This window comes from Endozoicomonas elysicola, from assembly GCF_000710775.1.
GTDB lineage: Bacteria > Pseudomonadota > Gammaproteobacteria > Pseudomonadales > Endozoicomonadaceae > Endozoicomonas > Endozoicomonas elysicola.
This window is the reverse complement of sequence record NZ_JOJP01000001.1, coordinates 534,264-554,174: the sequence shown is the minus strand read 5'-3', so window position 1 is coordinate 554,174 and position 19,911 is coordinate 534,264. Positions and strand designations below refer to the sequence as shown.

Below are 19,911 nucleotides of genomic sequence, written 5' to 3'. Positions count from 1 at the left end.
TAATAACTGATAACTCTATGGGAGGACCTCAAAAGTCTGGTCTATTCTTAAGAGAAAATGACTTCTGACTTTCAATAATCATGCTGTCTCTGGTACGGACGCTAGAGTTGAGTTAGGGATCCAGTAAATGGCAACTGATCTGATCGAATTAAAAAACCTTGGTAAAACATCCGTACAATGGTTAAACGCTGTTGGCATCAGAACCCTTGAGCAACTTCATGAAGTTGGTTCTGTTGCAGCCTATTGCAAAGTCCGTGATCGGGGGTTCAAAGTTTCGAAAGTATTGCTCTACGCGCTTGAAGGCGCTCTTATCGGAGCCCACTGGAATGACCTGGATCCTGATTACAAAGCCCGCCTGCTTGAGGCTGTAGAAGACAGCCCCCCAGTGCTGTAACCGCTTCAAAAATCGTAAACTTATTTATCTATCATGACCGCAGACAGGGCAATCCGGGTCTGCCTGCAGTCCCATTGTCTGCCACTCCATGGTCATGGCATCAAAGATCATCAGCCGACCATGTAACGTCTTTCCAAAGCCGGTGATCAGCTTGATTGTTTCCAGGGCCTGCATTGTGCCAATAGTACCCACTACTGGCCCCAGTATTCCGGATTCTGAGCAGCTGAGGCTTTCATTGCTTTGTTCATCATAAAGACAGCGGTAGCAGGGAGCATCTGGCTGTCGGCGATCATAAACGGACAGCTGTCCATTAAGCCTAATGGCGGCCCCGCTCACTAATGGAACGCCAGCCCTCACACAGGCAGCATTGATCGCAAAACGGCTGGAAAAGTTATCGGTACAATCCAGAACCACGGTTGCTTTACTCACCTGTTCGAACAGAGCTTCACCTTCCAGCCGGTCTTCCACGACCTCAAATTCAACACCTCCATTAATTGCAGACAACCGGTTTTTTGCAGCTTCTGCTTTTGGAGTACCCTGATCAAGGCTGGAATAAAGCAATTGTCTCTGTAGGTTCGTGGTATCCACCGTATCCGGATCCACCAGCACCATCTGTCCAACTCCAGCAGCTGCCAGATACTGTGCTGCCGGGCAGCCAAGCCCCCCCAAACCAAGAATTAAAACTCTGGCCTCCAGCAACCGCTCCTGCCCCTCAATATCAATCTGAGGAAGCATGATCTGTCGACTATAGCGGAGTAACTGCTCATCATTCATGGCCGTTCAAAGTCCTTGAGAAGGGTACACTGTTCTGGGACAGCTAAAAGAAACCGTAGAGATATTAACTGTGAAGTATAAGAAGAGATAAGTCCGAGAATATACCCATGATATTTATACTGGCGGGGGATTGGTCATCCCCGCCTGCCTTCGGGTTCGGGCTTTATAAAATTAAGCTTCTGACTCAACGAACTCTGCATAGGCTTCTGCATCCAGCAAATCACCCAGCTCACCATCATCCTTCAACTTCATTTTGAAAAACCAGCCGTCATTATATGGATCACTATTGACGGTCTCTGGTGCATCTTCCAGTATTTCGTTTATTTCAACAATTTCACCAGTCAACGGTGCATAGATCTCAGAAGCCGCTTTTACAGACTCTACAGCCCCCGCTTCATCACCAGCACCAAGAACAGTACTCGGCTCAGGCAACTCAACAAATACGACATCCCCCAATGACTCTTGGGCGTGATCAGTAATACCAATGGTGACGGTTCCGTCTTCTTCCAACCTGACCCATTCGTGGGAACGCAGATACCGTAACTCAGAAGGTATGTTGCTCATCTAATAATCCTCGGTCGACTGTCTTTAATGCTGAAAAGCATTAGGTTCCTATCTCATTATCCCCCTCCAAGAAGACAAAAAGATGAACTCAAATACTTCTCGTTGACTCATGGCTTTTTTCAAGCTCATGGCTGACTGGCACGAGCATTCTAACGAGTTTAATGTGAAGTTTACATAGCACTGCTTCGGTTAACCAATCGACTATTGATATTAGGCGAGCAGTATTGTCGAGCACCTGTCAGCTATATACAAAAGCTCACTGCCTGTGCAAGACTGAAATGGTTTTGTGAAAGGGCAAGGTAGCCCACACTGAATAATATGCCATAAGCGATCGTGGCATTGGTTCATAAAGAAAAGTGATAAGGTTCAAGGTCGAATGTCACTACAAAGCGTCTGCCAGTGTAATGAACAACTGTTGTCTGAGCTAATCCAGGCTCTTAAGACACTCTCTTCAAGTAGCTATCAGGAAGAAGTACTAACTGATAACTCGCAAACAATAGGCGCCCATGTTCGTCATATCATTGAATTTTATCAGTGCTTTTTTTCAGGACTGGAAAGTAAACAAATTAACTATGATGAGCGAAAAAGGGACACTGAGTATGAGGTTAATCTTGCTTCAGCATTAAGAACATTGCTGAATATCACACACCAATTATCCAGTCTGGCAAACACTCCCTCGGCAAGTATAAACCTGGCGTTCAGTGCTACTATTGACACGAATGGAAGTACTGTCTCACTGGAGTCATCCCTGGTACGGGAACTGCTGTTTTTACAAAGTCATACAACGCACCACATGGCTCTAATCAACCTGCTATTTCAAGTAGCAGGTAACGAGCCCCCAAAAGATCTTGGTGTAGCTACCTCTACACTGATCTACCGAAATCAGCAGGTGATGCCTTCTGATTAGGCCGCCTCACGATGATATTTCAGAAACAGGCTACAACGTTCAGCTCCCATATATTTTGATAGTGTTTTTTCATCAACCTTAAACAGGTCGACAATAATCAGTCCATCCAGAGCATTATTAAAGTCCGGATCCACATTGAATGCAGCGAGCTCTCCCCGCAGCTTCAAATACTGGCGCAGCAGAACCGGCACTCCTTTATTATCTTTTTCAATTTGCTGAACCAGAGAAGAAAGCTGCTCAATATTATTGATGCCCTGTAAATCCTTTACAGACCAGAACTGGCCAGAGCTTTTTAACGGTGTCGTAGGTCTGACCAGCTCAGCTAGCGCTTGATCGGAATTGTTAACGCCAAGACAGCCCGCCATTAATTGACGTGACACTTCACTGTAGTCACTGCTGATACTGACTGGACCAAACAGAACTCGATACCTCGGATTAGCCGCAACATATGCCCCAATGCCTTTCCAAAGCATTAGCAGAGCACTCAGGCTCTTCTGGTATTCCGGACGGACAAAAGAACGCCCCATTTCCAGGCAACAGCCCAACTTATGAATAAAGCTGTCCTTGTAATTAAATAAACTCCTTGAATAGAGCCCGTGAATACCATGGTCACTTAATATCTGATCAACACAGCCAATCCGATAAGCACCAACCACCTCAGACTTCTGCCTGTTCCAAAGAAACAGATGTAGATAATATTGATCATACTGATCAAGATCGAGTGACCGGCCACTACCTTCACCCACCTGACGGAAAGTAACCTCTCGCAGGCGACCTATCTCTCTCAAAACATATGGAATTTCGCGAGAGGTTGCACAATATACAGCCATATCGCCTTTTTCCAGAAGCATCGTGCTCTCTGAAAGATCTTCAATTTCAGCCTTTATCGCAAGACTAGAGACTGCATCTACAATAGCTTCCTCTTCACGTTGAGACTTCATATTCTCTACGTTCCCGGAATAAATCGGCTGAGAAGAAAGCAGATAAGTACACAGCCGGAGATAGTGAGTCAGTGCCTTTTTTGATGAAAACGAGTGCAACTCTTTTGTATTCAGTGTTTTCCCAACTCGGAAAGCTAGTGTTGCACCCTGCTTATTAATAAGTTCACGAACCAGCCTTACTGTTCTCAACCGGGGATGGATTCTGCCAAGCCAATGAAAAAGCTTACTGTTGCTTCCTTCTACAAAAATAGGTGTAACACTGGTCTGTGTATTTAAAGCAATGGAGCTGGCAGTATTTCGCCAGTCAGGGTCGCAAATACTATCTAACGCTTTGTTATAGCTTGATACTTCACCAGCGGGAAAAATTAACAGTTGATGACCGTCTGCAACCCAGGCCTGAGCTTCTGCTATAGCCCGTTTGTTTTTTTCTTTCGCCTGCTTACTTAATACATCAACGCCAATGAACACATCTTTAAACTCTGGAATGCGGCAAAGGAGCTCGTTGGTGAGAACCTTGACATCGTTACGCCTTTGCAACAGGAGATCTGCCAGTGCAACGCCTTCAATTCCACCAAAAGGATGGTTCGCCACGATAATCGATGGGCCAGACTCAGGAATTGATGAGATGGAGCCTCTTGCAACTTCATAGCTAACGTTAAAAATCTCCAGTACCCGCTTCAGGAAGACTTTTCCGGAGTATTGATGCCTGTATTCTGGCTCATACAAGCGCTCAAGAATGTTCAGTCCAATAAACTTCTCAATTGCAGACTCTATCAAACCAAAGCGTGTATGCCTTGGTAAACGGAAAGGTGAGTTCAGCATGTAGTCCTCTATCCCTGAGTTTTTTCCAAGCGCAAATACACTCATCATCGCTATGCCTGTATTCGGTACTCAGCGCCATGTTCATCACATCAGTCGCTGAATATGCTGCCTTAACACCGAACATTGAAAGATGCCTTACAGTGTTATCTCCATGGCAACTACCACAGGGCTTTCTTTCTATAATGTCGAAGCCAACCTCAATGAACAACCAGAATATTTGGGAGAAATGACAAAAAGGTGAAAATGAAGTGATGTTTTTATGAAGGTGAGCGTTGAAGAACCACTGCTATCAAAAAGAAAACAGTGATGTTCTTCAACACTTTAAAATTTTTAACTATGAAGGAACTGCTTAATTTTGTTATCAGTATTTCTAAACTCCAGGATGCTCAGAATAATACCTGAAACCAGTAATCCACAGGCATTATAAAACAGCAGCCCTCCATCATCCCCAATGATATTCCCAAGTTCATCAAACTCGGGCATGGCAATGCCAAGGGGTGTGAATAAATGAAAGAATACAGCGCCTGTCATTACGCCTGTAGCAATAGCCGCCCCGTAAAGGCGCAGTGGAGTTAACAGTAATATTGAAGCCACCAGCTCTACAGCCCCAACCCCATAAGCACCATAATCGGCAAACCATTGAAACCCGGACCACGCGCCAAGAACACCAAATATATGCAGGGTTTCATAAGCATCGGTAAATTTAAAAAACAATGACTGAACGAATACCACGGCAATGTACAGGCTTAGCGCCCAAGTAAATCCCTTATAAACCATCTGTGCCTCCTGGCAAATATAAAAATCAGTTCATTTCAGGCCAGTGCTGATCTGCAGCTTTAATAAAGCCCGGAATATCCTTAAGCCATGTTTCCTGAACGCTGCTGTCGTAATTCAAGTACAGTTTGTTATCGACAATTTTCCAGTATTTAGGGTCTCCTGGTGCCCTTTGTTTTTTCGCAGCGACAGCCCACGCACAGTAACCACCATACTGTGGCATATACTTCTCAGGATTTTCTTTGAACAGGTTTAAATGCTTCTCAGAAGAGAAATACCATTCAACGTCCAGATACTCAAATTTATATTTGGCACTCCCTTTCACCGGCTTCTCCTGAGTGAAATAAGCCACTGTATCATAACCGCTGACCGCTTTACTGCTGAACCAACCGGTATAAATATGCTTGTCTGCAAAGGAGGGTGCGCTGACAACCAACAAAAACAGAGTAATGCTCTTGAGCAATTTATTCATGAGGTTCCGTCCTCTTGTTATTTCTATCCTATTCTGTCTCAGGATAACAGCTAACCAGCTTTTTCTCCCTTCGCCACGCCCCTATCAATTGTCGAAGTGGAGGGGAAGAAAAACCTCGACGACGATTAATAGCTCCCAGTTTAAAAAGCGTTCGATATTGAAAAAAAAGCGTTTTAAAAGCATCGGCCAGAGAGCCTCTGCAGTCCCATATATGAGCAGCTTCACTGCTGGCTCCATTAATTTCAAGTATATAGTAATCCTGTCCCTTCATTAGAGAATCAATATCCTTAAAACGGACATCAAACCGACCGTAGTAAAATTCCGGCAAGTCATTACACAGTCGATCAAAGGCTCTTGTAAGCTCAGGCGTTATGAACTTCCGCCCATCCCTAAAGATACAACCTCTACTGTGGCTACCAGTAAATGCCAGGCGAAACGGCTGCCCGTGAGGTAAGACATCCTGTAGTCGATCCCTGTGCCTCGGCAGATAGAGATGCTTTAGCTGACCAGCCCTAGGATCCATAGAAATCAGCTCTTCCAGAGTATTTTGTCCATTCCCGATTACATATGGCTGGTATTTCAGCGTGATGGAGATGATTTCGCCATTTTCGGTTCCAGGATAACGGATATAAAAAATACCAGCTTCCGCCTCGTAGGGAACCAGTTGCTGGAACAGAATATGGCCATCGGAAGGAAACTTCTCTATATATGCAACCAGCTCAGCTTTACTCCTGATCAACTGAACACCTGCACCACGGCAGCCAATATCAGGCTTAGCCACCAGTGGAAAGCTCAAGCCTGCATGTTTAAAGAGCCGCTGCGCACGGCTGGCACCCTGATCAGTATTTTCCCAATCATCCAGTAATACCCAGGGGGCAATCCTATCTTTGGCAGCGCCAGATGCTTTGGAGAAAACGCCTGACTTCGACTCCCCAACCATCCCACTTAAAGGAATTGAGGGATTGGCTATCAATGGCAATCCAAGGCCTTGAAAACGGATAGCGTTCCAAAGCCATTGAAAAGCCACAGGAATATAAAAAAGATAGCCCGGCCAAAACTCAAAAAATGAAATTGGTTTCTTTACTTGCTCAAGGTCCGGCATGCCGGGGTGAACTGGCTTATCCGGCGATGTTCTCTCAACAAATAATCGGGCAGATGCACTATTCTTTTCGTGAACGAAAGCTTCCATAACTTATTCTGACTACCTTCCCTGAGATGATTTAACCACAATATCAGACCTGACTTTTCTCAGCGTTATCTTTTCCTATTGATCGCTTTATACTTCGATGCAAAATCAAAATGGCGATGATCACTAAAAGAAGCAAAAGCCATTTTAGTGAAGAAAGCTCACTCCAAAACATAGAGCCAAACCAGTAAAGCCCCATAAAAATCACACCGGTCCACACCAAAGAGGCCAGAAAAACCCAACAGGAAAAAGAAACAAATGAATATTGAAAAAAGCCACAGGCAACATAAGAAGGTAATCTGAGGCCTGGCACCACGCGTACAACCAGAATAGTCCAAACAGCACGCCGTTTTAGCCATTCACCTGCGCTATTAATCTTCTCCTTTGGAATTCTTCTGTCTAACCATGACCAACGGCCTAAAAAACGTCCCACCCCATAAAGGCCAAGGTCTCCGGTAAAAATCCCGATAAACAGCGCCAGAAAAGCCAGTTCTGGCGAGAGAAAGCCATCAATACTGATCAATGCTGCCGAAATAATGGCAGCATCTTCAAGAAGATAGGTTGACAGTAAAATTAAGCCTGCCAATACCAGAGGGTTCTTTGTGACATCCAATATCAACTCTGCCATCAATCATCCAAATTACTTTGAAGCCTCTATATCCATCAACCATACTTTTTTCTTAGGGGAATTCCAAATCGAATATTCTCAATGACAAAACCGAAGGCAATCTGGTTTTGTAAAATACTGGTTCAACAGCATATCTATATAGCAGGACAAAAAAATACAGATTACAAAAGCCTGATGAATAATTAGGAAGTTACTTTCAGAAAAGCGAATTCAAACTAAATAGATAGTGAATCTTAACAAATGAACAAGAAACTATTGAACATCATTTTATTCATGGTGTTTAGCCTTGGTATTCAAGCAGAAATAGTCGAAGGTATTAAATCCACAAGACTCATTATTGGATTTTACTCTGACGCCTATCATGGACTGGGTGGTGCTGTTGAAGCGAATGAGTACATTAATAACTATTCAAAAAGTAATCACCCAATATCATTGGTCAGGCCATTAGGTAATAACTCAATCCTTGTCCATATCAATCAGTCTGCTGATTCACAGATAGAAAAGACTATTAACCAGCTGTTATTACTGGAAAAAGTTCGCTTTATCGAAATTGATGACACCATGAACCCATTACAAGATAGAAATATGGGCACCACACCCTTGAGGTAAAACCATGAATTCATTGCTGACAAGGACTGTTTTAACAGCAACGCTTCTAATACCGGCCTTTATTTCACAGGCTGAGGTGGATAATTACAGACTGCTTTTACAACGAACTGATCGCGTAATTGTTCACTTCAAAGAAAAACCTACAGAAGCCAGAGCATTAGCGTTTATTAAACAGGGTGTCACCCATGGTGGCTACGGGGTTGCTGCTGGGAAAAGCCAAGAAGTGCTTGAAATCGGAGCGACTCTGGATCTTGAAGAGGTGAAAATACTGGCAAAAGGGTTAGAGGATGATCCCCAGGTTGAGTTTGCCGAACCCGATCTTGTCATGCAAACCATGAGGGTTCCCAATGACCCTCTTTATAACGAGCAGTGGCACTACTTTGAAGTCAAAGCCGGTATCAATCTTCCAGCAGCCTGGGAGATATCCATAGGCCATGCTAACAATGTGATTGGGGTTGTGGATACCGGTATTACTGATCACAAAGAGATTAATGACAGGCTTGTACCAGGCTATGACTTTGTCTCAGATCCCTGGATGGCCAATGACGGTGATGGCTGGGATGAAAACCCTCAGGACCCGGGAGACTCTCTGCAACCAGGAGCCTGCGGAACCTCATTCGGCAACCCGATTCCCGCTAATGCTCAGAAGAGCAGCTGGCATGGCACTCATGTTGCCGGCACGATCGCAGCTAAAACCAATGATAATACGGGTGTTTCCGGGGTAACCTGGCTCTCCAGAGTGCAACCTCTAAGAGCTCTCGGGCGTTGTGGTGGCTATACATCCGACATAGTCTCAGCCATGCGATGGGCTGCAGGACTGAAAGTGTATGGGCTCCCGATAAACCCTAACCCAGTCAATGTGATTAATCTAAGTCTTGGCGGGACCGCACTCTGGTGCCCCCAAACCTACCAGGACGCCATTGATGAGATTGTTGATGCGGGTGTCACAATCGTGGTTGCAGCAGGTAATGAGCAACATAATGTCGCCTTGAGCACTCCAGCAAACTGTAAAAATGTCATTGTCGTCGGAGCCGTCAACCGCACGGGTAACCGAAGCTGGTACTCAAACTATGGCACTGGCATAGATATTATGGCACCTGGCGGTGAAACACACTTCCCTGGCAATGGCGTCTTATCTCTGTATAACTCCGGGCTTAAGTCACCAAAAAATGGATCTTACACTGAATTACAGGGCACCAGCATGGCAACGCCACATATTGCAGGACTTATCGACCTGAGCTATGCAGTAAACCCTTCTTTGACACCTGCTGAGCGTAGAAAATTATTAATGGAAACTGCCAGGCCATTCGCATCTGACAGTAATTGCACCACATTTCGGTGTGGCGCAGGCATTGCTGACGCAGGCTCTTTTCTGAGAGCAGTACAGAATGCCCAATAAAAACATTCACCACCTCCCTGAAATTCAGCTAGGTTTTTAATAAGGGATAACAAGATAAAGTTAATATTGCATGACTTATCAATTAAACGGGAAATAATGCAATATTTTAAGAGAAGAAAGAATGATTCAGCAGTGCTTCTTTTTTCTTATAGAAACCCAATGGAGTGGAGCTTTGAAACAACCACATAATTCACTGCTGCTAGCCGGTATTTTTTCATCTCTAATAATTCCTGTGAATCTTCAGGCAGACTCTGATTCGGATAAAATGGCTGACACCCTATTGGATCTCAGCCTCGAAGAGCTGATCTCATTGGACGTACCAGACGTTACGTCTGTATCCAAAAGAAAGCAGCGACTAATGGATTCCCCCGCAGCCGTTTTTGTTATCACCGATGAAGATATTCAGCGTTCAGGTGTCACTTCCATTCCTGAAGCACTAAGAATGGTACCGGGAATGCAGGTAGCCCGATTAAATGGTAACACCTGGTCAATCAGTACCCGCGGCTTTAACTATATTTTTGCAAACAAACTGCTGGTGCTGATTGATGGGCGCACGGTTTATTCTCCGCTATTTTCCGGCGTTAACTGGGATATTCAGGATACCATGCTGGAAGACATTGCCCGTATTGAGGTGATTCGTGGTCCTGGTGCAGCTCTTTGGGGTGCCAATGCCGTAAATGGTGTAATCAATATCATTACCAAGCATGCAGCTGATACACAGGGTGGTCTTTTATCAACTGGTTTTGGCTCAGAAGAAAAAGCCTTTGCCGCCTATCGTTACGGCGGTGAAATCGGGGATGATGGCTATTATCGAGCTTTCTTTAAAACATTCACTCGTGATGGGCTGGCTAACTCTGACGGCACAGATGCCAATGATGACTGGAAAATAAACCGAGCAGGCCTGAGGGCAGACTGGCAAACTGAAACAGGGGCTGAAGCTTCAGTACAGGGCGAAGTATATGATGGAACAACCAGACCTCCATTAAAAATATTTAGTTATTATGGTACAGAGGTTGAGGACACTATTGTTAACCTCAACAGAGCTCAGCAAGGTGGGCATTTAATTGGGAACTACAAACAGTATTACAGCGATGGCAGTAATTTTTCCCTTAGAGGTTACTATGACCGCTATGAAAACTATGACTACCGTGTGACAGAGAAACGCGATATTGGTGATCTGGAGTTCCAACACCATATATTGCCGTGGGACAATCACGACATTATCTGGGGATTGGGCTACCGGCTGACTAAGTATAATCTGAGTGACATGAATAATATAACCATGCCTCAGACCAGCCGAACCGATGAGTTATACAGCGCTTTCATTCAAGACCATATTACCTTATCCCCCACATGGAGCCTTGCATTAAGCTCCCGGTTTGAACACAACGATTTCACCGGCTATGAAATTCAACCCAATGCAAAAGTCACCTGGAAAGCAGCAGAGAACAGAACGTTTTGGGGCTCATTATCAAGAGCTGTAAAAACACCTTCAATTAGCGAAACAGAAGTGACAACCCGAGGCATAAATATTCTTACTGAGGATATGTTTGATCCATTATTGGATTTCGTTTCAAATCCTCCCTATTTAATGAGCATCTCAGGTAATAATAATTTAAACTCCGAATCTCTGACTGCGTTTGAGCTAGGTTATCGTGAACAGTTCAATAATCGTCTCCGCCTCGATGTCACCGCATTTCTCAATAAATATGACGATATTCTCGCGTATGTTGACAGGGGTGAGTGCTATGATGATACGACAGTAGAGAACATCATTGGCCTTGATGGGCAACCTACTAATGTGTGTGTTATTTCAGGTACAACCCAAGCTCCACCATTTGACGCTATTTTAGAATTTCCTACAACATTCACTAATGGACTAAGCGCAACTGCTTACGGTGTTGAAGTTGCGCTTGATTGGCAAGTCAATGACTGGTGGAAGCTGCACACTAATTTCAGTGCACTTCAAATTGATGCCAAGGCTTATCAAAACGAGATATATCTGAAAGAGAACGAAGCGTTAATTGAAGAATTGAGCGCTTCCAGCACAGCCAACATTAGATCAAGCATGAATCTACCTAATCAGTGGTATCTGGATTTCTGGGTACGCTATATGGATAACCTGAAGAATGCCAAAGTAGGTGCATATACTGCATTAGACTTCAGAGTTGCCAAAAAAATTGGGAAAGATCTGGAAGTTTCGTTGACAGGCAAGAATCTGTTCGACAAACAGCGGCTTGAGTTCAGTGAGATTTTCAGTGGTCTTGGTGCAACGGAGGTACAGGAATCCTGGTACCTTCAGTTGCGCTGGCAATATTAATCGGATGGGGGAGATGACTTCATGCCGATAATAATTAGAAGAACATACGCAATACTTGCTATAACTTTACTGGGTTGTTTGAGTTCAACTGCGTCAGATGCTAGCGAAGTTACTAAAGCGGATAAAGTGAAAGCAGCCATTGTCTATAAACTGACAAAGTTCATTACCTGGCCTGAAAAAAGACAGACCTTGGCGTTATGCATTATTGGTAGCGGAGCCATAAACAGTGAACTATTAAAAATCAATCACAAGTTCAGTATGGGCCGACGTATTTCAGTAACTCACAAAACACCGACCGCCCCTTTAGAAAAGTTATGCGACATGGTTTACATCCATAATACAAAAATGGATCGCATATCAGAAGTTATAAATAAATTACAGAACAAGCCGGTAGTGACAATTAGTGACAGCGAAAACTTTGTCTATCAGGGGGGGGTCATAGGACTATTTCGTACAGGCAGTCGTATTCGTTTTGCCATTAGCCACAGCGCAACCAGAAATGCTGGAATTTCAATTAGTTCCCAGCTCATGGGACTGGCCAAGACTGTTAAATAACAACGATGATCACCTTTAAAAACCTTCCGATCAAAAAGAAGCTACGATACGCCATGCTGCTGACGGCGTATTCTGTCCTGTTGGTAACCTTAAGCGTACAAACCGTCAGCGAATACATTCATTCCCGGACTCTTCTGGTCAGTAAGCTGGAAACGTTAGTCGAGGTTATTGGAGCCAATGCCCAGGCTGCATTAATGTTCGAAGACACTGTTTCCGCAGAGCAATTACTTAACGGTTTTTCAAACACGGATGAAATTGAGGCTGCTTATCTATTGAGTGCTTCAGGAGAACGGGTTGCTGCTTATCATCGAGATAAAAAACAACCCTGGGCTTTTACTCTAGAGGAGTTAAATCAGCCAGTTACATTATTCAGTAAGGCAAAATTGCACCTCTACCGCCCTATAAATATGGATGGTCAATTTATTGGGGCAATCTATGTCCAATCGAACCTGAGTGAACTCTATCTTCATCTCACTCATATTCTATTTCTGGTTCTTATTGCTGCGCTGATTTCTGTTGTGCTTGCAGCGATGCTGAGCTCACGCCTGCAAAGACTCCTTGCTCGCCCCATCACTGAGCTGGCTGATACCATCAGCGAAATTACTGAATATCAGCAATACGATCGCCATGTTCAGAAATTTGATAATGATGAAATTGGACAGCTCTATGACTGTTTCAACGATATGTTAATGCAGATCAAAGAGCGGGATGATCGACTCCAGCAGAACAGGGGAACTCTGGAAGCAACCGTTGCAAATCGTACTCGTGAATTGAAAATGGCCAACCGGGATTTAAAAGAAAACCTTACCCAGCTCAATGAGGCCAAAGAAGCCGCTCTGGATGCAGCCAAAGCTAAAAGTTCATTTCTGGCTAATATGAGCCATGAAATCCGTACGCCAATGAATGGTGTACTTGGCATGCTTGATTTGATGAAAGATACCCCTCTTACCAAAACGCAAAGTGATTTTCTTCATACAGCATACGCTTCGGCAGATTCACTGCTGCAGATCATCAACGACATTCTGGACTTTTCAAAAATTGAAGCTGGCAAGATGACAATTGAGAAGGTTGATGTTTCTGTCAGGGATATTGTTGAAGATGTCTGTACATTACTGGCAGGCTCAGCCAGAGAAAAGGAGTTGGAGCTTAGCTGCTACACCGATGTAGACTTACCCAAGGCACTAAAAGGTGATTCTGTAAGATTGAGACAGGTACTGACTAACCTGATTGGTAATGCGGTTAAGTTCACCGCCGAAGGGGAGGTCAGCGTGAAGGTTAACCTCATTGAACGATCACAGACTTCTGCACAAGTTGAGTTCTCTGTAGAAGATACCGGTATAGGTATTGCCGAAGACATTCTTCCTACACTGTTCAATGAGTTCACTCAGGCTGATGGCAGTACTACCCGGAAATTCGGCGGCACCGGGCTTGGTCTTACCATCTCCAGGCAGCTGGTTGAGTTAATGGGAGGAAATATTACTGTCGTTAGCGCTGAAGGACTCGGTTCGACCTTCACGTTCATCCTTGAAATGGAAATATCTCAGAACAAACACATACAAAGATCTCAGGTATTCCATGTGCTTGACGGGATAAAGGCACTGGTTGTTGATGATAACAAAACCAATCGGGAAATCCTTCGTCACTATCTAACAGCCTGGGGTATAGACCACAGTGAAGCATCAACGGTCAAAGATGCTCTTCAGCAGCTGAGAAAAGCTTACAGTAATAACCAGCCCTTTGAGCTTGTCTTTCTGGATATGGATATGCCAGAAATGGATGGTCTGGAGCTGTCTAAAATGATAGAACAAGACCTCGACTTAAAATCCACTCGTAGGATAATGCTTAGCTCAACTGGTTTTATTTCCCAAGAGCAACAGGAAGAAGCTGGCATTTCCGCATGCCTGAGCAAACCATTCAGGCAATCCAGGCTACTGGACACAACAATGCAGGTTATGCACTACCATCATACAAACCAACAACAGGATGGGATGGCAAACCAACTGGAGCCGGAAGCAACCGCTTTCTCAGAAAGCATTCAAATATTACTGGTAGAAGACAATATAGTGAATCAGAAAGTTGCGATCAGCATGCTGAAAAAAATTGGTTTAAACCATATCGATTTAGCAGAAGATGGGCGAGAAGCCGTCGACATGAGCAGTAATCAAACTTATGACCTGATTCTTATGGACTGCCAGATGCCAGAAATGAGTGGCTATGAAGCTACAGGTCTTATTCGACAGCGGGAAAGGGAACAGCAGTTACCCAAAATACCTATTATTGCCATGACAGCCAATGCAATGGCTGAGGATCGGGAGAAATGCCTTGCTGCTGGGATGGATGATTATCTAAGCAAACCGGTCAAGATTGATAACCTGAGAAAGAGGCTTGAACACTGGCTGATACATGACGCCCCACCACAGGACACTGCCGATATGGGTACCAGCACAGTAAAAGAGAGCGAGAAAAAGGCCAACCAATCAGAATACCCATTAATCGATCAATCAACCTTTGACTCTCTCAAAGAACTGATGGAAGAAGAATTCCCTGTGCTGATTGATAGTTATGTCGAAGATGCGCCTAAATTGATGGCCGATATTCAGTCATCCTCTAAAGATGCTGACCGTGAGGTTCTTGTCAGGGCGGCTCATACTCTAAAATCAAGCAGCAACAACCTTGGCGCCACGCAACTGGCAATGATCGCCGCTGATATAGAGCGGGAAGGTCAGGCTAATAAATTGAGTGAGGCATCAGCACTGATTCCTTCTCTGGAGTCAGCGCTTGATGAAACTATAAAGATGCTGAGAGCTCCTGATAGTTGAAATCTGGAAGACAACTGTCAGCAATATACACAAAGCTACTATCGTAGATGTTTATAAAAAGAATCAACCCACACATCAATCACCGGCTTAAGCTCATTCGCTGAACTTTCTCTAAAGTCCCCCATATCAACAGGACCATATTGAACACCACCGACCAGTGCAACAACCTGTTCTCCCGTCAGGCTATCTACCAGCTCTCCCTCTTCAATAATATTAAGAAGCTTATCCCTGACCCCTGCAAGTTCTCCGACACCGTTAATGACCAGTCCCCATGGCAAAAACTGATAAAATTCCAGTGCCTTCATACCCAGCTCACCGCCAGTAATCGCTACTCTCAAACGCAGAGTATCCGGCCCCGGCTGGTCAGTGATCATATATTTCAGCTTGAGGCGCTCTGTCAGCCTTTCAGTGAAGTAAGCTTGTAACTGGTGATAACGCTCTGGTTGAACCTGCCAGTTCTTCCGGACTTCATCATTGATATGCACAATCACTGGATCAATGATCACGCTTTCATAGCGACGCATTTTCCAGCGTCTGGCGTGATAACCCAAAAATTGTGACTTCTCTTGGGCCTCTAGTGGTTTTAATCTTGAGTAATCCGAAAGAAAGCCACTGTGTTGTTCTGAAACTTTTGGCCCGCTGGCACAACCTGCCAGTAACATCACCATAAGGATCATTGGCAAGCCCAACCATGCTCTCATCTATCCCCCTGAGATCCACTTCTGTTCTAGTTCGGAACAGGAAAACATACACCAGTGCCTAACAGCAATACGTCTTTCTGACTACAGCTGGTTACGGTCAAACCATTTCACTCCACCAATCCAGGTTTGTGCAACCTGAATGTTCCGCAATTTCCCTGACGCGGCAAGAGGGTTTTCTTCGAGAATGGCAAAATCCGCAAACTTTCCAGGTTCAATTGAGCCTCGGTTACCCTCCTGAAAAACCTGCCAGGCAGCATCAATAGTCAGCGCCCTTAACGCTGACTCAATACTTATTTTCTGGCTCACTCCCAGCTCTTTCCCACTGGACGTTTTACGTTCAACCGCATTTTCTACAAGAAGCATCGGGTCGATGGGAACCACCGGAGTGTCGTTATGCATCGTAAATCGAACGTCGAGTTCTTCGGCGGACCGCATGGGGCTGATATGTTCAGCACGCTTTGCCCCCATAAAAATATTGAAGTGCCGATCTCCCCAATAATAAATATGGGAAGGGAAGAAACTGGGCGTAAGGCCAAGGGCCCCTGATTTTTTCAACTGTCCATCAGTCATCATTTGGGCATGAACAAGAATATGCCGTGGGTCGCTTCGGAAGGATTGCTGCTGAGCTTCTGCAACACTTTCAATCACCAGATCAATGGCAGCATCACCATTCGCATGTATTGCCAGCTGCCGGCCACTGGCATGCCAGCGAGTAACAATATCCTGCAGCTTTTCCCGAGTCATCGTTGGATACCCTCGATAATCGGTATCTCGATCAGGTTCCTGCTGATGATAAGGCTCTTTTAAAAATCCCGTGTATCCCTGAATTGAACCATCGGATACCAGCTTTAACGCACCAACGGTCAGTTTCTCGCTGTCTGTTGTTTCTACGGTTCCATCCAGAATACCGTCAGCCATCGAAATATCGGGCCATATAACTAATCGCTGGGGAAAGAAACCAAACCTGGCCGCAAACGCCAAAGGCTTCCATTTATCAATATTGGTAAGGCCACTCTGAACCGTCGTTACCCCTTTTTCCAGATATTCCTGCTGGCTCTTCTTGAGCATCTCAGCAATTCTTGGCAAAGACAGATTTAATGCTTTAGCAACGACAGGATCCTGTGCTTTTTCCTTCAGTAACCCGGTAATGTTTCCCTTACTGTCTCTTACAATCTCTCCACCTGTTGGGTCCTTGCTGTCATGAGTTATTCCCATGATTTCCAGACCCAGTGTATTGATCATGACCATATGCCCGGAAATATGAAGTACTGCGACAGGGTGCTCTGTTGATACTTGATCAAGGTCTTCTTTGCTAAGGAAGCGCTTCTCCAGAATCATGGTATCGTCGAAGCCAAAACCGATGATCCACTCTCCTTCAGGGGTTGCATCACCCATTACCTTCAATTCGCTTAGTGCATCCTTGATAGACAACGTGCTTCCAATAGGGGGGCTGTTCAAATCAGCTGCAACAGCACTCAAGCCGCTACCAGGAAAATGACCATGGGCTTCGATAAAGCCGGGCAGCAGTGTTTTTCCTGCCAGGTCAATATGCTCTGCCTCTGGTGAAGCCTGGCTTAGGACAGCCTCTTCTGAGCCAACGGCAATAATAATACCCTGTTCAACCAGCACCGCTTCTGCAGTGGGATTCTCCTGATCCATTGTCAGTACCATTGAGTTCAGAAATACCTGTTGGTCAGGAGGAGAGGGGTTAAGCTGATACCAGATAAAGTAGAGGCCTGCGGTCACTAAAAAGAACAGAACCAGAAAAGCCTGTAAGACTCGGCGTAGGACAAACATATAAGCCCCTTTTTTTCTTATTATTTATGCAGTTGTCGTATCACAGGATGCGAGCTGGCCACAGTGTGCAGGGGATTAAAACGCAAAGCAATAATTTTACACTATCGTACGCTTTAGCCGTTTATGAGATCACGGGATCTGACAGAACACATTAGCCTGAACCATATTGACCTACAATGCAGCGATTACTGTAAAAAATTGAAGGTAGCTTTATGGATATACTTTTATTTTTGCTGGTACAAATAGCCATTCTAGCGATTTATGGATTTATTATTTTTATCTCTGCCCGTCTTCTTCCGGGAGTGGAGATTGAAAATTATACGATAGCCTTTATTGTTGCCCTGGTGCTGACCTGCCTAAACCTTCTAGTTAAACCCATTCTGATGATATTAGCGTTACCTATCACGATTCTTACTCTCGGATTATTTACCTGGGTTATCAATGCTCTGATCCTGGTCTTCTCCAGCAAGCTGGTTGACGGCTTTGAGATCAAGAATTTTGGCTGGGCAATGTTGATGAGCCTGATCATGGGCATCTTCAAAATGTTTGCTGTAATCTCATTTCCTTTCATGTGATTTTTTTACCACATACAGCAAAAACCCCGACAGATTGCTCTATCGGGGTTCTCTAATTAGTGCCTGGCGATGACCTACTCTCACATGGGGAAGCCCCACACTACCATCGGCGATCGGTCATTTCACTGCTGAGTTCGGGATGGGATCAGGTGGTTCTAACCTTCTATGGTCGCCAGGCTTAACTGGTTGAACTCAAAGCCTATCGGCTCTCAGTTCCGGAATCCTGTCTTAAGCTGCTTCTTGCTTCACACTCTTGCGTATGGCTGTGTATCTCTACACTCTAAATCGCTTTGGCGTTATATGGTCAAGCCGCACGAGTCATTAGTATTGGTTAGCTCAATGCCTCACAGCACTTACACACCCAACCTATCAACGTCATAGTCTTTAACGGCTCTTCAGGGGCATCTGGTGCCCAGGGAAGTCTCATCTTGAAGGGGGCTTCCCGCTTAGATGCTTTCAGCGGTTATCCCGTCCGAACATAGCTACCGGGCAATGCGTCTGGCGACACAACCCGAACACCAGTGGTCCGTCCACTCCGGTCCTCTCGTACTAGGAGCAGCTCTTCTCAAACTTCCAACGTCCACGGCAGATAGGGACCGAACTGTCTCACGACGTTCTAAACCCAGCTCGCGTACCACTTTAAATGGCGAACAGCCATACCCTTGGGACCGGCTTCAGCCCCAGGATGTGATGAGCCGACATCGAGGTGCCAAACACCGCCGTCGATGTGAACTCTTGGGCGGTATCAGCCTGTTATCCCCGGAGTACCTTTTATCCGTTGAGCGATGGCCCTTCCATTCAGAACCACCGGATCACTATGACCTACTTTCGTACCTGCTCGAGATGTACCTCTCGCAGTCAAGCTGGCTTGTGCCATTACACTAACCGTACGATGTCCGACCGTACTTAGCCAACCTTCGTGCTCCTCCGTTACTCTTTGGGAGGAGACCGCCCCAGTCAAACTACCCACCACACAATGTCCCCGATCCCGTTTCAGGACCTGGGTTAGAACCTCAATATTGCCAGGGTGGTATTTCAAGGATGGCTCCACGCAAACTGGCGTTCACGCTTCAAAGCCTCCCACCTATCCTACACAAGCAACATCAAGATCCACTGTGAAGCTGTAGTAAAGGTTCACGGGGTCTTTCCGTCTAGCCGCGGATACGCTGCATCTTAACAGCGATTTCAATTTCACTGAGTCTCGGGTGGAGACAGCGTGGCCATCGTTACGCCATTCGTGCAGGTCGGAACTTACCCGACAAGGAATTTCGCTACCTTAGGACCGTTATAGTTACGGCCGCCGTTTACCGGGGCTTCGATCAAGAGCTTCTCCGAAGATAACCCCATCAATTAACCTTCCGGCACCGGGCAGGCGTCACACCGTATACGTCCACTTTCGTGTTTGCACAGTGCTGTGTTTTTAATAAACAGTCGCAGCCACCTGGTATCTTCGACCAGCCTCAGCTTACGGAGCAAGTCCGATCACCAAAGCCGGCGCACCTTCTCCCGAAGTTACGGTGCCATTTTGCCTAGTTCCTTCACCCGAGTTCTCTCAAGCGCCTTGGTATTCTCTACCTGACCACCTGTGTCGGTTTGGGGTACGGTCCCTTCTGACCTGAAGCTTAGAAGTTTTTCCTGGAAGCATGGCATCAATCACTTCAGTTCCTTAGAACC

General features: G+C 45.3%; 17 protein-coding genes and 2 rRNA genes (1 of these 19 cut by a window edge). 8 read left to right on the top strand and 11 right to left on the bottom strand.

Annotation, left to right across the window (positions count from 1 at the left end; translation table 11 throughout):
- Window positions 1-127: 127 nt before the first annotated feature.
- Complete coding sequence (locus tag GV64_RS02400; RefSeq protein ID WP_020582632.1) at window positions 128-394, top strand: TfoX/Sxy family protein; 267 nt, start codon at window positions 128-130, stop codon at window positions 392-394.
- A gap of 24 nt (window positions 395-418) precedes the next feature.
- Here GV64_RS02400 and GV64_RS02395 read toward each other — a convergent pair whose 3' ends face one another.
- Together GV64_RS02395 and gcvH are read right to left on the bottom strand one after the other, a co-directional pair.
- On the bottom strand, window positions 419-1,168 hold the full coding sequence (locus GV64_RS02395; RefSeq protein WP_020582633.1) for a HesA/MoeB/ThiF family protein: 750 nt from the start codon (window positions 1,166-1,168) through the stop codon (window positions 419-421).
- Between the two features lie 171 nt (window positions 1,169-1,339).
- Window positions 1,340-1,732: a glycine cleavage system protein GcvH gene (gene gcvH / locus GV64_RS02390; RefSeq protein WP_020582634.1), complete on the bottom strand. Its 393-nt coding sequence runs from the start codon at window positions 1,730-1,732 to the stop codon at window positions 1,340-1,342.
- 376 nt (window positions 1,733-2,108) lie between these two features.
- On the opposite strand from gcvH, the gene GV64_RS02385 reads away from it, so the two are divergent.
- Entirely contained in the window at window positions 2,109-2,639 is a 531-nt protein-coding gene (locus GV64_RS02385; RefSeq protein ID WP_034843951.1) for a DinB family protein, read from the top strand.
- On the opposite strand, the gene GV64_RS02380 is transcribed toward GV64_RS02385, so the two are convergent.
- The 5 genes from GV64_RS02380 to GV64_RS02360 all read right to left on the bottom strand — a co-directional run bounded on the left by GV64_RS02380 (window position 2,636) and on the right by GV64_RS02360 (window position 7,462).
- Window positions 2,636-4,450, bottom strand: a complete 1,815-nt coding sequence (locus tag GV64_RS02380; RefSeq protein WP_020582636.1) for a lysophospholipid acyltransferase family protein — start codon at window positions 4,448-4,450, stop codon at window positions 2,636-2,638. The genes GV64_RS02385 and GV64_RS02380 overlap by 4 nt on opposite strands.
- Window positions 4,451-4,732: 282 nt before the next feature.
- Window positions 4,733-5,179 (bottom strand): DoxX family protein, encoded by a 447-nt coding sequence (locus GV64_RS02375; RefSeq protein ID WP_020582637.1) that lies wholly within the window; start codon window positions 5,177-5,179, stop codon window positions 4,733-4,735.
- A gap of 25 nt (window positions 5,180-5,204) precedes the next feature.
- Window positions 5,205-5,648 carry a YHS domain-containing (seleno)protein gene (locus GV64_RS02370; RefSeq protein WP_020582638.1) on the bottom strand — a complete coding sequence of 148 codons (444 nt, stop codon included), beginning with the start codon at window positions 5,646-5,648 and terminating at the stop codon, window positions 5,205-5,207.
- A gap of 28 nt (window positions 5,649-5,676) precedes the next feature.
- Window positions 5,677-6,837: an ATP-grasp domain-containing protein gene (locus tag GV64_RS02365; RefSeq protein ID WP_020582639.1), complete on the bottom strand. Its 1,161-nt coding sequence runs from the start codon at window positions 6,835-6,837 to the stop codon at window positions 5,677-5,679.
- 43 nt (window positions 6,838-6,880) lie between these two features.
- Window positions 6,881-7,462 carry a DedA family protein gene (locus GV64_RS02360; RefSeq protein ID WP_020582640.1) on the bottom strand — a complete coding sequence of 194 codons (582 nt, stop codon included), beginning with the start codon at window positions 7,460-7,462 and terminating at the stop codon, window positions 6,881-6,883.
- A 240-nt stretch (window positions 7,463-7,702) separates the two neighbouring features.
- Between GV64_RS02360 and GV64_RS02355 the strand changes: the two genes are divergently transcribed.
- The 5 genes from GV64_RS02355 (at window position 7,703) to GV64_RS02335 (ending at window position 15,164) form a co-directional block, all read left to right on the top strand.
- Entirely contained in the window at window positions 7,703-8,071 is a 369-nt protein-coding gene (locus GV64_RS02355) for a hypothetical protein (RefSeq protein WP_020582641.1), read from the top strand.
- 4 nt (window positions 8,072-8,075) lie between these two features.
- The gene (locus GV64_RS02350; protein WP_020582642.1) at window positions 8,076-9,470 is read left to right on the top strand and encodes a S8 family peptidase; all 1,395 of its coding nucleotides are present in this window, start codon (window positions 8,076-8,078) and stop codon (window positions 9,468-9,470) included.
- A 172-nt stretch (window positions 9,471-9,642) separates the two neighbouring features.
- Window positions 9,643-11,790, top strand: a complete 2,148-nt coding sequence (locus tag GV64_RS02345; protein WP_026258270.1) for a TonB-dependent receptor plug domain-containing protein — start codon at window positions 9,643-9,645, stop codon at window positions 11,788-11,790.
- Between the two features lie 21 nt (window positions 11,791-11,811).
- Window positions 11,812-12,345 (top strand): YfiR family protein, encoded by a 534-nt coding sequence (locus GV64_RS23530; RefSeq protein WP_081622130.1) that lies wholly within the window; start codon window positions 11,812-11,814, stop codon window positions 12,343-12,345.
- Between the two features lie 5 nt (window positions 12,346-12,350).
- Window positions 12,351-15,164, top strand: coding sequence for a response regulator (locus tag GV64_RS02335; RefSeq protein WP_020582645.1), 2,814 nt, complete (start codon window positions 12,351-12,353; stop codon window positions 15,162-15,164).
- A gap of 38 nt (window positions 15,165-15,202) precedes the next feature.
- Here the strand turns inward: GV64_RS02335 and GV64_RS23525 are convergent, their stop codons facing one another.
- Complete coding sequence (locus tag GV64_RS23525; RefSeq protein ID WP_020582646.1) at window positions 15,203-15,865, bottom strand: DUF3313 domain-containing protein; 663 nt, start codon at window positions 15,863-15,865, stop codon at window positions 15,203-15,205.
- Window positions 15,866-15,946: 81 nt separating this feature from the next.
- Window positions 15,947-17,662, bottom strand: a complete 1,716-nt coding sequence (locus tag GV64_RS02325) for an amidohydrolase (RefSeq protein ID WP_020582647.1) — start codon at window positions 17,660-17,662, stop codon at window positions 15,947-15,949.
- Between the two features lie 212 nt (window positions 17,663-17,874).
- Between GV64_RS02325 and GV64_RS02320 the strand changes: the two genes are divergently transcribed.
- On the top strand, window positions 17,875-18,237 hold the full coding sequence (locus GV64_RS02320; RefSeq protein WP_020582648.1) for a phage holin family protein: 363 nt from the start codon (window positions 17,875-17,877) through the stop codon (window positions 18,235-18,237).
- A gap of 61 nt (window positions 18,238-18,298) precedes the next feature.
- On the opposite strand, the gene rrf is transcribed toward GV64_RS02320, so the two are convergent.
- Window positions 18,299-18,414: ribosomal RNA gene (gene rrf, locus GV64_RS02315) — 5S ribosomal RNA — on the bottom strand.
- A 123-nt stretch (window positions 18,415-18,537) separates the two neighbouring features.
- A 23S ribosomal RNA gene (locus GV64_RS02310) occupies window positions 18,538-19,911 on the bottom strand; it runs 1,516 nt beyond the window's last position.